Source organism: Pedobacter sp. GSP4 (genome assembly GCF_051857575.1).
Lineage (GTDB): Bacteria > Bacteroidota > Bacteroidia > Sphingobacteriales > Sphingobacteriaceae > Pedobacter.
In genome coordinates this window covers 12,005-29,344 of record NZ_JBPZIR010000002.1, presented here as the reverse complement: position 1 = coordinate 29,344, position 17,340 = coordinate 12,005, and the positions used below count along the sequence as shown (strand labels likewise).

Genomic DNA, 17,340 nt, shown 5'->3' with positions numbered 1-17,340 from the left:
GCCAACTAAGTTTTATATCTGTCCAAATTTTGGGTTAACATGGCTTGTTCACCCTGTAAAATACGTGTTTTCAGTTCATTGTATAAATCTGTTTTATCGGTACCCGTAAATCCTACCTCGCCAAGATCTTTCCAATTATCATGTGTTTCTGCCTGATTTACCACCCCTCTCATCGTTTGAACATCAGCAGAAAGTTCGTTTTTCAATAAATCGACATTTTCTGCGCGCTTTTCTTTAGGCTTTTTGTTCTTATCGAGCCTAATTGCATCAACAGCAGCAGTAAAAGCTTTTAAAATCGGGCTGCTTTTTGGTCCAAAGGTTCTGCCTGCCTCGTGCCTGTATTTGTGTAAATTAATTACATAGGCCGAAGGGGCATGGCTTCCATCCAAAACATCTTTTATTGGATGGCTTGCCGGAAAATAAGGTTGGGCTGCCGAATAAATCAGCGCGGCTGCCTGAGGTTGATGATCGCCAGTCATTTGATCGCCTTTCGGAATCGGCACACTACCGTAGGTACCGGCCAAACCTTCTAAAGCGTATCTTTTTCTAATATCTGATAAATTTTCCCTTCCGATCAATGATCTTAACATAGCCGTTAAAGTGATCGAATTGGTCCAGAAATCGTTGGCATATTTTTCTAAATCTGCTTGCTGAGCTGGGTTTACTGCCCTTCCGGTATTGTCGTCAACTTTAATGGTATTTAATTTCTGCAGGTTTGGCGCTACACCCGTACGGTATAGGTTTTGTGCAGCAACAGCCTGAACATGTTTTGGATCTGTACTTGCAGTGGTATCAATAATATCCTGTAAAAATTTAACGATGGTTATGGGTTCGCTAGCCATCATTTCTACCCGATTTCCTTCACTCCCCCTCACAAAAATTAAATGATGCTGATTGTTTACATCGTCAAACTGTTCAGTTCTATCATACCAGGTATCATCACTAAAGCCTGATGGTGAATCGCAATTTGGAGAAAAAACAGTTAAAGCAGCAGTGTGGTATTTCCTTGCAGGAATTACAGTATGATTCCGATAATGATAATAAGGATACAAAATACCATGAACAACCGACATTCTTGGTCTTACTGTAAAATTGCTACGGTCTATATAGGCATTTGCCACTGTATTTGGCAGGGTAGAAATATATTGCAAATTATCAGGAACTCCAGTTGCCGCCTGTGCCTCTGCCCTACAATCCGTTTTATAATCGGTCCACCGCTCTCCACCTGCAGCAAAATCGCCAGACGGCGGGTTAATGCTGTAGTGATAAAAATCTGGCCCTACTTCATTATTTGGTCCACCGCCACCCGGTGGGGTATTTGGTATGATTGGCGTACCAGACGATTTTGGCGTAACACTATCTGCAAAATAAATTTTTCCATCGTACGGCGGCAAGCCTATAGCCCAGGCCGGACAATTGCCTGCTAAATTATTGCAGCCACATTCTATATTTGCGGCCATGTGCCAAGGTAAAATCATTGCCCATCTGCCGGTTTCGCCTTTGGCATCTGCCGCCCAATCAAACCCGGCATCGTGCTGCCTACAGCCTTCGTGGGTATTACAATCCTGAAAATTATGATACTCCCAAACAATACCTGTTGCTGGATCAAGCACTGGATGTACAGGTATCATTTTACATGTATCGCAGTTTACCCCACATGCACCTCTGCATAAAGCACCGCTTGCAATTCCCGGATTGTCTTTATAAACGGCAATCGGACCAGCAAGCCTAGGGCCAGGACCGTATCTACCCCCATGACCGGTGCCCGTATCATCCCAATTGCCTCCATGTAAAGATAGCGGCAGGTATCCGAGCGCTTTCAAAATACCGCACAAACCGGTAATTAAAGGACAATCATCAGTAAATCCACGTTCTCTGTTAATGGCTAATGGGATATCATCAAAAGGGATGTTCGAAAAAGTTGGTGGTGCCAGTGATATGCCCAAACCGCCAGGGCCGCCCCACGAAACACTTCCGGATAAGCCGAGCGACGCGGCTGCATCGCCATGCCATTGATATGGTTCCCAATAAATTCTGCAAAGGTTTAATCCCAAAACACTTAACTGTGCATAAGCCCCGGCAAAAAGATCGGCTGCAAGGCCTAAATCAAACTGAAAATCTGGACTAGCCGTAATTACGCCGCCACTATAGCCTAATGAGCCGCCTATATGCGTGGTTTGCGCACCGATGGCCCTTATAAATACTGCTGGACCACCTTCGGCACCTATTACCGGTATATTTACTGGAATAGGGATATCGCCAACCGGCAAAATACCAAACAAACGTAACTGCCCTTTTAATCCACCTGTAAAAGTAGCTCCCAACGATAAGGCACTGGTAATACTAATGCCTCCGCTAATGCTATAATTACTGGTGAGCGGGTTAATTAAAATATGCGTTGGATCAAAGCAGATAGGACCAATTTGCGCGCCAACTTCAGGTGTTATGCTTCCGGTAATGCCTATTTCTCCGGCAATAACCAAAGAAGGCGGTATTGGCAATTCAAAAATTGGAACCATAAAATCTTTGCTTATGGTTGGCAGCGTAAATTGAAATGCGTGCGCATCAAGCGGGCAACCGCCCGGTATATCAATTTCTAAACCGCTGCTGGTTATATTTACGCTCACACCAAAATAATCGGCCAATGCCTGCGCCGCCTCTCCCGCTTCAGTGGCCAGCCAATCTACAGCTTCTACACCTGCATCGTAAACTGCTCCTGCGGCATCGCCTACAGCCTCGCCAACCGCACTGGCGGCATCTCCAACTGTATCTGCAGCGTCGCTTAAGCCTTCACCTACGGTATCAACACCATCAGCCACATCATTGGCAAATTCATCCCAACTGTAGCGCTGAATTTCTGGCGATGCGCCCTGTTGCATGGTATGTGTTAACTCATGCGCCAGCAAAAACTTTCCACCCTGCGAATTTGGGTTATATTCGCCCTTGTTAAAATAAATATTATTGCCAACCGTAAATGCACGAGCATTAATGCTGTCGTTCATTTTTGCGGCATGAGAGGTATCATGGATGCGTACGCCTGAGAAATCTGCCCCCATTTTACTGCCCAGATCGGAACTTATGTGCCCGGGCAGCGTTGTACCTCCACCCCGTGTTGCCGAAATGCCCGATTGTACGCTCGCCGGTGCCGTTCCTCCTGCGGCAGAAGCCGATTCTGACTTGGCCTGCAAAACCTTAGGTTGGTCTATTTCTTTGATTTCTTCTGCCTTACGCGATAATTTTTCTTTGCTTTCGCTGCTTGCACATTTGCGCTGTAGCTTAGGCTTAATGGGTTCTTTTTCTTTGCGGGAAACCTGTTCCTCGTGTTCGCAACTGGTACATTTACGCTGTAACTTTGGCTTTTGTTCTACTGGCTTTACCTTAGGTGCTACCTGCTCTTCATGTGCGCAAGTGGCACATTTACGTTGTATTGAAGGCCTGCTCAGTGTTCTCATGACCGCAGTTTCTTTGCGCGCTATTTTTTTATCCTGACCACAGCTACTACACTTGCGCTGTACACGCATAGGTGATGCAGCAGCACCTAAACCAGACATACCAAGACCTGCGTTGCTAGGCATACGCATTACCCTTTCGGCAACCTGATCGGCTTCTTTTTCCTGTGGATCGTTTACTGCGCCTACTTTTAGTTTGGTTTGCACACAGCCATTTCCTGGCCTGCTGTTTGTAACAGGCTTAGATAAAGAATTGCCATATGCCAGTGCCGTACTCATTGCTACAATGTGCGCCCTGATTTTTTTAGTTCGCGTTTAATACCTTCTATAATATCTTTTTGCCTGATTTCTTTACCGCCATCTTTAAGCATCTGCATGGTTGCGTATTGTACGATATTGATAATTACACCACCGGTAAGTTCGAATTTCTGTGCAATCTCATTTAAATCTATTTTGGATTCTAGCTTGGTTAGCGCAGAAAAGCCCTGTTGCCAGAGTAAAACACGTTGGCTAACCTGTGGCATTGGGAATTCAATAATCGACTGAAAACGGCGCAAAAATGCCTGATCGATATTTTGTTTAAAATTACTGGCGAGTATAACCAAACCATTGTGGTCTTCTATCCGCTGTAACAGATAGCTCGTTTCCTGGTTGGCATATTTATCCCGGGCATCGCTTACATTGGTGCGTTTTCCAAAAAGTGCATCTGCCTCGTCAAAAAACAGTATCCATCCCTGGTTTTCCGCTGCATCGAAAACTTTCGCCAGATTTTTGCCTGTTTCACCAATGTATTTACTTACCACCCTGCTTAAATCGATACGGTAAACGGGTAAGTTGTGTTTTTTGCCCAAAACGGCTGCAGCCAACGATTTACCTGTTCCGGGCTGTCCGTAAAAAAGGGCTCTAAAACCTGGTTTGATCCTGTGTTTTAACCCAAGCTCATTCATCATGGTGGTGTTATGGGTTAACCACGAATTTAAGAACGCTAAGTTTTCCCGGGTATGTTCGGGTAAAACCAGATCGCCATACTCCATATTGGTTTCTATTAAATGGGCCGGAAAATCGGCCGAAAACCGGGGTTTGGATCTTTCGCCAGTGGTAAACTCTTCAAACCAGTTTTTATTGATGTGCAGGGGAATACTCGAAATGGGTTCGCCTGGGGGCAAAGGTTCATATTCCAGCACATTTAGCGCAAAAAGCGGATTACGGGCATCAAAGCGTTTTAGCAAATCGAACCTCAACATCAGGTCATCAGCTGCCAGCAGAAATAAAAATGTTTCGGCTGTAGGTAGGAAACCACTAAATACATTTCCTTTTTTGCCACCAAACTCGGTAAATATCTGTCCTGTTTGCGGGTTCTGCACTAAAAAAATATCCAGGCATTGTGGCTTAATCTGCGTTACCATAGCCAAAAAGAGCAAAAAACGATCGGCAAACTTCAGTTGATGCTGGATTAAAAAGCGGGCATAACTCGAATTGGAATGGCTAAGATCGGGCGGCTGTATATTAAAAATACTGGTATTTGCGGCAACACTGCCTGCGTTAATGGCGCTCCGAAGCAGCAACACTTTTTCAAACCAGTTTAATTCGGCCAAAAGTGCATCTGCATTCTCCTGCAGGAGTGTTGTGTTTACCAGTTCAGGTTTATCAAATAGTTGTTCCATGGTAAGCGAATTATGGATAATGACCAGGGTATGGTATCTAACAAAACATCAAATCCTTTTCTTTCTACATGTAAGTTATAGCTGCCATCCCGATAGATTAAACTTCCGTTCCTGATTAAGAATGTTTGTGTTAAGCCTTCTATAGATGTTGATCCTAATTTTGTCCAATGTTGGATCAGCACATTTTTTAACGCTACGCTTTCTCCCAGCTCTTCTTCAGTAAAACTGATTTCGTTCAGCGCTATTACCGCTTCGGGTTCGGCACCGCACAGTATTTTGTTAAAAACCAATCTGCTTTCATCTTCGGGCATTTCGTTGTACACCAGAAAATGCAGATATACTATTGCTTTGTTGCGACAAAATTCATCAATAAACTGATTGCCGTTGAGCAGTTTTAAAACATTAAACAGGTTTTTAAAATAGGGATATAATATGATCAAGCCTGCATTTTCAATTAACATCGAAGCGTTCTCAGGTACTTTATTCTGCTTAACGGGTATCGTTTTTTTAATCACTTGAATTGTGTTTGTTTTTTTCTGGATCAGGCCTTTGCTATTGACTATAGTAGCTAATAATTTATTCAACTGCCGAAGCAGGGAGTTTTCTTTATCGAGTTGAAGTCTTACCATGCTCAGCTCAATAGCAGCTACTAACGCTGGTTTAAATGCTGGCTTGTATTGCATAAAACTGAATAGCCAGGGTCCAAAATTATCGATAGCTGGCTGCTGCACATTTGTTACGACATTAGCCAACCAATATTCAAGCATAACATTAAATAAATCAGCTTTAATATTTGATTCTAAATACTTTAAAATTTGTACATCTGTTTTAAAATGATGATACCGATAAAAAAACAGTGGCTTACTAATTAACTGTATTAACCTACTGTAACTTTCGCTGTGCTGTTTAATAGCTGCTACAAATCCGCTGAAGAGGCTTTGATCACTAAGGTAAATATCCAATAAAATTTCGGCAGGTTTAAATGTAACTTCAGCAGATAACCACCACGGTTTTAAACCGGTTTGGCAATAAAAGGCTAAACATTCGTAAGCTGAAAAATGGATAGCCGTATCCTGAAGTATCTCCTTACTATCTTTTAAACTTTTTTGCTGCTTTCTAAGTACATCTATAAAGGAATTAACTTCAACATCCAAAACAAGATCGGTATTCATTTCAGCAAAATTCTGGCTTCTGAAATAACCGTAAAAATTTATAACAATCTGTTCCTCAATAGACTGAATAAGATTACCTAAAGAAACATCTCCTAAATCAATATTCAACTGATCGATGCGGATAGTCTGATCTGAAGCAAATTCATCAAAGATGTTGTTAAAAATATTTGGCAGCCGGGTTTTACAGAAGATACCAATTTCTGCCTGCACCTTTTCCCAATCCTGTTGGCTATTAACAGTGAGCAACATTTTTTGCGATTGGATAAGGTGATTGTTCATTTTTTTAACCCGTTAATTTTTACCGAACTCGAAATTTTCCTGAACGTCTGCATCTTTGATTTCAACCTGGCGTTCTTGTTTAATACCCAAATGATTGCCATCAACAACGGTTAAGATATAATTGCCAGGACTTAAATCCACGCTATATGTTTTAACGATAACCTCGTACTGTTTAACCACCTCTGCCCCCGTTTTTGCGTCGGTTACCGAAACTAAGTACCGCTGGCCACCGTTCAAATTACCAAAAAGCTTATGGGTTTCGGCATTTATCCTACCCATCCCGATAAAGAAAGTAATCCTATCAGCGCCTACTTCTTTTCCGGTTTCTCTTTCAATTACGGCGTATTCCAGTTCATCAATGGCAATAACCGACCGCATGGCCCTGCTATTTTTCTCTACGATTTTCGGATCCAGATTATAAACCAATATCTGTTTTTTCAAATTTGGCCTAGGTTCGTAAGTTTCTTCTTCAAATGTTACCGAACCATAAATAGGATCGCTTTTAACCACTACTTCGTACGATTCGGGATCGTACAGGTTATTAAGTACCTGTATTTTTGACGGGGTTACTTTTTCACGGTTATATACAACAACCCTCGAAATCGGCACCACCAAAGGTGTAAGTTCTTTATTGCGGTAATTTTTGGGATTACAATCGCAACAGTCATCATCTTCATATATCGTAAAATCGGCAATTACATTCGAGGCTATTCCATCTATCCCTTTAGTCCCAAGCTCTTCAACCAATTTATCGTAATAGGCATTAAATTTTCCTTCAAACTCACTTAAATACTTTGTTTCTTTTCTTTTTAACACCTGCACTTCAGCTTCATCATCAAGCGGCTTTCCCTTCTCAACTTTTTTTCTTCTTTCGGCCAAACCGGCTAAAAGCTTGTCATATTTGGCCTGCTCTTCTGCTTCTTCGTTTTTACTTTTCTCTATATCAGCTGTAATCGCCATTCTTTTAACTTCCAGTTCGGCAGATAAAGTTTTATTTAGCTCGTTTATTTCTTTGCTTTTATCCGGAACAGCGCTTTTGCGCATTAACACAATCCGCTCTTTATATTCTTTATCAAGCATTTTAATTTCATCCGTTTCGGCACCACGCGCTTTTAGTCTTTCCTTTCTGCTGGCCAGCTCTTCTTTAATCGTTTCTTCTTCTTTCTTCAGCTGATCATCGCTCAACACTTCCCTTTTCTCTATTTCGGCCACTTTATAGGCCAAGGTATCGTTATGCACAGCTTCTATTTGGGTCATTTCGTTTTCCTTTTTATCCAAGTACGACCTAATTTCTGTGGTTTTGGCATTATAACTCAGTTTAATGGCCTCTTCAGCTTTGGTAATCTCGGCTATTTCAGCTTCTTTCGCCGCTGGAGCAGCCGCGGCAGGTGCTTTTGCCCTATTGTAATTTTCTTCTTTGCCGGTATGGTAAAGCAAGAGTAAAGTATTGCCTTTATTTATCCCCGCCAAATGTTCTACAGCACCAGCAGTACGGATATAATCATAAAATGAAGCATTTACACCCAAACTTTTATTCCGCTGCAGCCTAATATCCGTTAACGTTCCGATGTTGATATAGGGTCTGATCATCAGCGTATTGATTAGCCTATGCACCAAACTGGCTATCATCAGGTACGAGATAAGCTTTGCATCCAGCTCTTTATTAATCATATCGGCCAAGAGCCTCATTCCTTTTACATAAGTTCCGATCAAGCCTGTGTAAACCGATTTAAATTTATTTTCATCAAAATCGGAGAATTCGAGCGGCAATGCAGCTATTAAATCTTCAATATTATCGTTAACACGTGCCACCAGGCGAAGGGCATCGCGCTGTGAATCATCGGTTGTTTGCTCCAAACGGCCTTTGCTGTTATTTATTTTTGCATAATTGGCCATGTTAATCCGCTCGCCAACCATACCTGCTTTAATAAATATACTGTTTACATTGGTAAACACCGATGTTTTTTCTGTTCTCATAGCGGCATCATCAAAGGCTGCTTTGCCCACAGTATCTGTATTAACGGTAGCTTCTCTTTTGGTATTTACACCACTTACAGCATCCTTTGCGGCATCTTTTACATCGTCCAGCCTGGCAACCATTTTTTCGGCCAGGGCGGTATATTTGATCAGGTTATTGAGGTAGTAAAGCATTACATTGCGCCACACCAGGTATTGCGAATCGAGATCAGGATACCTGCAAGTTGTTTTAACCACGCCACCGGTACCCATAAAAATAGAACGGACTTTAAACGGAAGATTAAAAGCCCGCTGTAATTTCTTATAAACCTGAACAGCTTCATCCTCTGGTACAGCCAAATGTCCTTCCATTCTGATAAAGCTGGTATCGGTAAAGTTGTACAACAAAGGTGCTTCTAACTTGCTCATACCATACTCCTGAACGTTTGCAGGCATTTGATAGTGATAACTTAAAGGTTTACCATTATCACAGCCATGACATAGCGATTCGTTCCAGTATTTTTCAAAATCTTCGATATTTGGATCGAAATAAATTGGCAGTGCCCGTTTACCTATATTTTGCCATTTCTCTTTGCTCGGTGTAGCTAAAATTCCTTTCTTTCCCTTTTCAGTCAGGTCATCGTAATAACCGTTGAGCATAGTGTAGGTTCTACCAAAAACGGAAACCAGTTTCTTGCTCCAATCTTTATATTCGTTAAACAAGGGCGAATATTCAAATTCCTGGCGGTTGGTTGAAGGTGGACAGGCTTTGGTACCAAGCATTAAGTGCATTGGAAAAGCATCTTCTTCGGGCAGGCAAGCGCTATGCAGGTGCATGGCTATGCAACGCAGCTCCTCATAAGATTTAATGATATCTTCGAAAGCATCGTAAACATACTGAAATCCATAAGCACTACCGGATAGGTATTTTGCAGATAAATCCATCAGTTTCTGCTCCCATTTATCCCTAATGCCATCAAAATCAACAGCAGGAAAATGACGCTGTAAAGCTGGCAGTTCTTTATAAATGATAGCAAGTTGTTGGGTTAACTGGCTGAGTATGGCTGCAACAGGACTCAAATATGCATTTACCAAAGCAGGGTAACTTTTTGCTATGGCAGCAGTAATGAGTGCACGTGGATAATCAATGTTTTCTAACTCATACAGAGCAGGATACATAGCGCCACCTTTATTTTTATTTAAGGTATTGATATCTACCAGATCCTGAGTTTTTATGAGCAATTTACGGACCGTATAGGTATTTTCCCTGCCCAAATCATCGCAGCTTTTGCCCAAACAGCTTTTAAGGTCTTTGGAAGCCGATTCTAAAAACAAAACAACCACGTAATCGCTTAAAATCAGCGAAGCATTAATTGGCGTGGCAGCCATTGCAGCAGCATTTTCTGTGGTTACCAGCTCTATCAGTGGCGCATTGTTAAAATATTTATAGCTTAATCCATCAGGCAGGGTGTATGGTTTAAAATGTGTTAACTCGCATTCGCCCAGCGAGATCAAAAAACCCCAAGAGGTAACCCCAAGACCTTTAGAAACATGTACGGTATTTACGCCAAAAGTAACGTGCAAACCACAAACAATGCCCCTTCCAATTAATCTGATTCTGGTTAATCTGCTTTCTTGAAACAAGAACTGTTGCATGGTATTAAGCTGACCTGCCGTAAGTACCTGGTTTTCTTCAAAAACCGTTGTTTTATTAATGAGTTCCATAGCTAGATTAATTAAAAAATGCCAATGTTAGTTTGATTTAAGATGAGTGGATTTTTCTGCACCTCGTTTTCGTTGCAGCTGTGCAGCTTACCTGATGGATAAACACTCCTTAAACCCTGTATGATTTCTATAAAATTTTTAAGCGCTTTAACCCTTTCCGCATCGCCTGCACTGGTGGTATTGATTTGAATAAGCCAATTTTTATAGGCCTTTTCAAACTGATCCATCTGTAATGGATTTATCCAACATACATTAAGCACAACGTGGGCAGGACACTCCTCACGCAATGTTTTCTCGATATAAGTTCTAAAATTGCGGTCGCGGAAACGGTCTGGCCAATAAGGCAATACGGCTGTCATTACGAAACTGTAGGTATCGGCAATTTTGCACTGCACGCAATCTACATCGGTATGGATATTTAAAAGTTTGTCAAAATCGCGTTTTTTAGGCCGCAGTAAAATATGTTCAATCAGGTGGATGCCTTCTCTATCAATAAAGGTTTTATTAAAAAAATCGAGCATATTGCCCGCAGCCAGTTTTTCCATCCCCGCACGGATAATAATTGTTTTGGGCGTAACGTTTTTAATGGCAAACAGCTTGGTGTAACTAATTTTGGGTGCAACTATAAAATCGAGTTCTATATCCGAAATCAGGGTTGTTTTATTGTCTGCATAACTGATAGCCAGTATCTGAAAATCAATTGTTGCTGCTGAGGGCTTAATTAAGCTCAGGGTATCGCCAATGCGCAGCCTATCGGTTAAATCAGTGCCGGTTATGGTAAGCTTGCGGCCATTTTCGAATAGGTAGGCATTAAATGTTTCGGTAAAACTTAATTGTCCATCCGGATAGTTATTAGGGAGTGTTTCGTTAATTTCTACCTTGATATTGGCGCCTAAAGCCACTGTATTGTTTACCGTATAAGTGCCATTATTGGCTAGCGAGCCTACAATTTTAACGATTGGATTGGCGGTGCTATCTTCAATAATCTGTGCCAGAACATAATTGTAATTTTTAGCCTTGGCTTTACCCATTACATTGCCGTAAATATCAAAAACCTCGAAATGGTAATTGGGCGTGTAAACAGTTACATTCTGTGGCTCGTAACGGTAATAATCTTCATCGGCGGCAAACCTGATGAGTTTCCATAGCAAGCTGATTTCGGTATTGTGCTTTGTTTCAGCAGCATCGATACCCTTAACTTCAGGCCCTTCAATTTCTCCGGTTAATATTACTTTACGGCCAGCATCTTCAACCGGTTTATCAAACAGCTCGTATCCGATTTTGTGCAGGTAAGGTGTAGTAGTGGTATCAACCGTATGCGATAGCACTTCAAAATAATTTAAAACCGGTGGACTCAAGTTTTTCCGGCTAGCCAAAACCTGGTTACACAATTCTTTGGTACACAACGCAATATGATCGCCAATTAATGTATTTACAGCGGTAAGGGTTAAGGTTGAATTTTTACTTTTTGCAATAATGCGCCCATCTATTAAATCGGTCAATAGCAGCACCTGGTGTTTACCGGCTGTGCTGCCTGCTACAACTTTATAATTGTTGATATGCACCGCGGCACTTATCAATTCTTCCATGGCTGATTTTGCTGCAACCACATCTGCATAAGGCCCAACCCCTTCAAAAAGCACTTTGGTAGAAACTTTGGTCACTATATTCCAAGTAGTAGAAACGGGCAAAATCCTGAATGCTTTAGAAAAATGAAGGTTTTCTGCTTTTTTTGCATCTACCCCCAAAAGCAGGCCAACGCGTTTTTCGTAACCAGAAACATTTTTATAAAACCAGCTAAGCTCATTGCGGTAATTAAAGGCTTTGCCCCTGTTGCTGCTAATTTCGGGGTAGGCATTTAAAAATGATAATTTATCTTTAATCAGTTCTGCTCCCGCTCTTTGTCCATCAATGGTATAGGCAATGAGGGCATAATCGCTAAACTGCTCACAAAAACGGGCCAAAAGGTGATCGAGAAATCGGTTTTTACGTTTTTCGAAATCGCGCTTACTTTCGGTAATCTGCTGCAGATGGGCCGTGTAGCCATCGCTAAAAATCCTTTGTTCAGTGGCATTGGGCACAATATCTATGTGGCCCGCCGTAGCTTTTAACGGTTCGCTGAAATAGGTTTTATTTAACAGAGGCTGCCCAAACTCATCTTGCTCCTGATTGAGGCTGAACAATGCCTTCAAGCCATTTATCTGCTGTAAATACCCATATAGCAGCTGATCAAAAAATGATAGAAAGCCCTTAAACTGTTTGGCCTGGGTAATCCGCAGGTTTCTTTCATCATCGGTTGTTGGCAAATTCGGAATTCCTTCCGACCCTACCCCATAAACCAGCGGAAAATCCTGTTGTATGGAAGTATAATCGGTGGTTTCGCGCCATTCGCCTACCGGCAAAGCACGATCGAGGATTGGATTTTCAGGGTAGCGTTTACGCGATGTAGCAAAAAGCTTTTTATATTTCGCCACCATTTCATCTTTATCAAGTGATAAAGGAAGCTTGTGTTTATAAAAAGATAAGTTAGAAAGGTTAACAGATAAACGGGGCACATAAAATTGATCTATGGCTAAGGAAAGGCACCATTTAACACTTTTCTTACTGATGTTGAGTACATTATCTTCAGGAAAATTTGCCAGCTGCAAACCACTAACAGATTGAACAACTTCCTTGCCATCAATTTTTACATCCATAATGATCCTGATCAGATCACTTACATGGATGGTACATTTCTGTTCGGATGCGTTCAGTTCGTCGTCATCAATAAAGCCATGTTCGAGGGCCGGGCCATCAAAAATATCCTCAGTAGTTTTCCCCCTGTTTTTCATATCGGGCAAGCTGTAGAAATATACATCGGGCGATAAAAACTGGGCAATCTGAAAATAAATTTCGGCAGCAACAGCAGAAGCATCAACAAAAGGATCGATTTCGATATCGCCGCATATGGCAATTTCTTCTACTTTGAGGGCTTTAGTACTTAAATAATCTTCGCAAAGCGGCCTGTTATCGTTTAGTCTATCTTCTGCTTTCTGTATAATGCTTTTTATTAGGCCGATTTTGCGTTTATAGGTTTGCAAAGGGCCATTTAAGGCGTTAAAAATAAAATCATTTACCTGGTCGTCAATTTCACTTAAGCCGCTCAATGCTACCTTAACGCCGGCAACAATATTAGTCCCGGTAAAGGTTACAGTTTTATCGGCATCATTGCTATCAATCAGTTCGTAACCATCTGGCAGCTCATCCACTTCAATTTTTAAACTTTTAATCTGCGGGATTATGGATAGATCCTTGCTAAAATCGACACTTACATCATCCCATCTCGGAAAATGGATCTCTATTTTTACTTCTACGCCTTCCAATAGCGGATCGGCAGCTGCCGAAAGGTTATGGATAATATAAACGGCAGAAATAGCATTGGAGTTTAAATCGCCGTAAACCAGTGATTGATCAAATTCTATCAGAAAATTATAGAGCCCTTTCACAAAAAAGCCTGTTCCATCTGTAGGTGTCGGAAAATAATCCAGCTTTTGTTGCACTTGGTTTACATAAAGCTTCATTTCGGCTTCATCGGCAGGAATTACCCAAGCATTTTTTATGCCCAGGGTTTCTGTTTCCGCCTGAATGGCCACATCCATCAAAAGTTTTCTAAAATCTTTAATGGTAACCGGTGCATTGTGCAGGATCTGCCTAGCGGTAAAAAAATTACGGAAATCAATCCCAGCCTCGGCAGCATTTGGGTCGTTCGCCAGTAAATCCTGCATATCAAAAGTTAAGCGGTAGCCCAAATCCGTAATGGCATAACAAAGTGCCTCGAGCGTGGTTACCCCCGGATCGTGAAGATTATAATCGCTCCAATTGCTTTTGCTTAAGGCCTGGATACGGTTAATCCCCATTTCACGCAGTTTATCAAACTGCATGCTCTCCTGCTGTGGACCGTTTTTCGATATGGTTTTTAAATCGCTCATTTATTACAACCGCATTCGTTAACTGGAACAAAATCACTATCTGTTATTATGGTATTATCATCACAGTCTACACATTCACAATCGGGGTTACTGATCCCGGAAATATCATTGATATTGAGGATGGTATGCTCGGGATAAGCAGTTAAAATACTTGCCGCCGTAGCTGTTTCTGCTGTTTCTAAATCCGTGGTTGAGATATCCTCTAAACCGGCAGGGCGCAGCAGGTACATTTTAAAACAGGTAATATAATCTACATAGGCCAGCTTTTCGAGCTGATAGATAATGGTCGATTTTTCTATCTTACCACCAAATTCCATCTGAGTAGCCGAATTACCGGTCCAAGGGGCCAACAGTGTTTTGATTTGGGCCTTAAGCTTTGGCAGGTAAATATTTTCTTCGAAACCATTGTGCAGTTTTACATGAAAATGAAGCTTAATCTGCTCGAATATTGGATTTTGCACATTTAGCTTGGCAAATACCGAATTGGTTTTGGCCAAATAGCTTTTTATCTGCTCTAATGTATTTTTAGAAACCTTTGGCTGTAATGGATTTGGCGCATTGCTGATCGAAATATCGGGCACAGCAATAATGGTTACCTGGCCCGGCGATAAGGCATTATAACTGCTTACATTGCCGTTATAGAAAGTATGGTTAATGCATTTTGCCGTGTATACATTTGGAAACTGGGCCAAAATTAGGCGTTCATAATCCCATAAGGTAATGGCACGGCGTTTATGCCTTAAAATTTCGCTCACCCTTAAATAATATTCGTTGCCGCTCTCTGCCGCCTTTCCATCAAATGAGCCATAAGGCTGAAGCACTTTTTTAACGGCACTATCGGGTTCTTTAAGTTTAGAAATCACCCCTGCTTCGATGGCTATTTGCTCGGGCACAACATCATCATAAACAGAAAATTCGGCTTCACTGGCTTGGGCGGTAATTGATATGATATCGCAAACGGCAGCTGCATTGGTAGTTACCGAAGCCCTTAGCCACAGTAAACCACTTGGTAATAAGGTATTATCTGCATTTACCGTTTTAGGAATATTTAGGGTAACAATACCGGTGGTTAAAAGTCCATTGGTTTGCTCTCTCAGTATCTCTATGTTTTTAAACTCCTGCCAGATGTTATGCTGCAGGTAAGCCCATTTTACGATAGCTTTATCGAAATCGGGATCGGCACTGCCCTCGCTTACCATAAAGAGCATGCTCAGGTTCTGGGGAACAACCGCATCACTTAAACCAATGTACAACTCGCCCTGGTTGGATTGGTTGGGAAGTAAATGCACAGCACCGTGGGTATAGGGATGTGCTTCTGCAGACCCAAAAGGTACAATAAAATAAAATTTATGGATGCGTGTATCATACACGGTTTTATCGCTGCCTGCTGCAAGCTGTATGGTTGCGGTACAGGTATAATCAATACTCAAATTCTGAATTACGGGCAAATAAGGGGCATTGGGCAGCACCGTACTGCCCGGGGTGGCTACATTATCCAATACTGCTTTGCTAAAAGCCGGTTGGTAGTCTGATTGACCGAAATTACCTGCGGTAAAGCTAAGTTTTAGGTAACCCCGTTCGGTATCTAAGGTGTAGTTATCGCCAGCATTGGTGTTGTAATCGGCTTCAAAATGCTCGGGGGTGCTTAATGTTTTGGAAAACTGAGCGGGTGGTGCAAGCGTATCTGAATCCGAATCGCCAAAGAGGTTTATTTCACTTGTAGCGGCTTTAATCCAGTTTCGGTGGGCAAGATAAGCAAGCTCTGCTTTAAAGCTCGAATTGTTTACGTAAACATCGGCATCTCTACCATTGCTTGCATTGGCCAAAACGGTATAAGCATCATAATAACTGGCAAAAGAAAGTGGTGGCAGGTTTAAAAAATCAAAATTTAGCGTTAAGCTTTGCAGTTCATGCTGAAAAACCTCGCTGCTGCCTATATAAAAATTAGCGCCAATGCTTGGTGAAGTCCCGAAAATAGCCATTGGTTTTGCGGCATCCAATTTGCCCAGACTATTTTGTACGGCAAGGTTTTTTATACCGGTTACGCTTGTATTTATGGTAATGCTGTTAATTGCGGCAAAAGTTAAGCTGGCGTAAAGGTTAGCCGCAGAAATGACCTCGACTTTCAAAACCGGAAAACTGGTTCTCAAATCGTTTAAATGAATTTTCTGACTGTAATTTATAAACTTAGGCTTACTTTCATCGGCATATAAAACCATTTCCAACTGGTTGGTGCTGGTAAAACTTACAGAAACGATATCCAGTTCGGCCCAGTCTTTTTCGGCGGTAAGCATCACCTTAAAATTTGCGGCGCTAATTACCGGAACTACGCCATACGGTGCATTGTATACAATGTTGAGGATTATTTTCCGTTTTCCCTCAGCCATCCTGAACAATGGAGAACTGATTGCAAAACCGATATTAGCTGTATCGCGTTTTATATCTCCACTGGCCAGGTGTATGGTATCGCCAAAAGTATCCCAGCTTCCATCCTGATTAAGCAGTTCCCCTCCCTTGCCATCGCTCGAATTGGCTATTGGCGAGGCGTAGATTTTGGTTCTTTCGGTTTCATCAACCTTGATTGATTTGATACTGGCCACCTGTGCATGGCTAAAGCTAAAAGTGGATAACAATTTATAAAACTGCTCTTGCTTTTTACTGTTTTTAGCCGCTTTGAATGCTGTTTTATCGTTAAGGATGTATTGGGATATGTGTTTGGCCAATTCAACAATCAAATATACCTGATCGGGCTTGGCCGCTTTTTTTTCAAAACCCAGAACGGTTTCAAAGAAATAATCCAAATGTTTGCCGGTAAACTGGTTAAGGTCTTTTTGGGCTATAGCATACAAATCCAAAAAGGCATCAAAAAGCGCCAAATGTGGCTCCGATGTACCATCCTCCCGAACTTCATCTAGGCTAAAAACACCTTTCCAGTCGGTTTTCTTCTCTATTCCATCATAATAATAATGGTTAACATAGGCTGCCAAACTTTCGCAAAACTGATAAAGACTGGCCTTACTTCTTTCATCAATGGCAACAAAAGATGCATCCAGGGCTTTTGGTAAGCGGTTTAAACGGTTTGTTCCGTTTCTTGGTGCAGTATTTTTATTGCAATTGGTACTCATAT

6 protein-coding genes are annotated in these 17,340 nt (G+C 41.7%); all 6 read right to left on the bottom strand.

What is annotated here, in order from left to right; translation table 11 throughout:
• Positions 1-5: 5 nt before the first annotated feature.
• Genes ACS5PU_RS03710 through ACS5PU_RS03685 form a run of 6 tightly spaced genes read right to left on the bottom strand, consistent with a single transcriptional unit; the run spans position 6 to position 17,338 of the window.
• Complete coding sequence (locus ACS5PU_RS03710; RefSeq protein ID WP_439457927.1) at positions 6-3,728, bottom strand: eCIS core domain-containing protein; 3,723 nt, start codon at positions 3,726-3,728, stop codon at positions 6-8.
• Between the two features lie 2 nt (positions 3,729-3,730).
• Positions 3,731-5,113: an ATP-binding protein gene (locus tag ACS5PU_RS03705; protein ID WP_439457926.1), complete on the bottom strand. Its 1,383-nt coding sequence runs from the start codon at positions 5,111-5,113 to the stop codon at positions 3,731-3,733.
• A complete protein-coding gene (locus tag ACS5PU_RS03700) occupies positions 5,080-6,564 on the bottom strand; it encodes a contractile injection system tape measure protein (RefSeq protein WP_439457925.1) in 1,485 nt (494 codons plus the stop codon). The genes ACS5PU_RS03705 and ACS5PU_RS03700 overlap by 34 nt, the downstream gene beginning before the upstream one ends.
• Before the next feature lie 12 nt (positions 6,565-6,576).
• A complete protein-coding gene (locus ACS5PU_RS03695; RefSeq protein WP_439457924.1) occupies positions 6,577-10,245 on the bottom strand; it encodes a hypothetical protein in 3,669 nt (1,222 codons plus the stop codon).
• Between the two features lie 11 nt (positions 10,246-10,256).
• Entirely contained in the window at positions 10,257-14,213 is a 3,957-nt protein-coding gene (locus ACS5PU_RS03690) for a hypothetical protein (RefSeq protein ID WP_439457923.1), read from the bottom strand.
• Positions 14,210-17,338: a hypothetical protein gene (locus tag ACS5PU_RS03685; RefSeq protein WP_439457922.1), complete on the bottom strand. Its 3,129-nt coding sequence runs from the start codon at positions 17,336-17,338 to the stop codon at positions 14,210-14,212. The genes ACS5PU_RS03690 and ACS5PU_RS03685 overlap by 4 nt, the downstream gene beginning before the upstream one ends.
• Between the last annotated feature and the right edge of the window lie 2 nt (positions 17,339-17,340).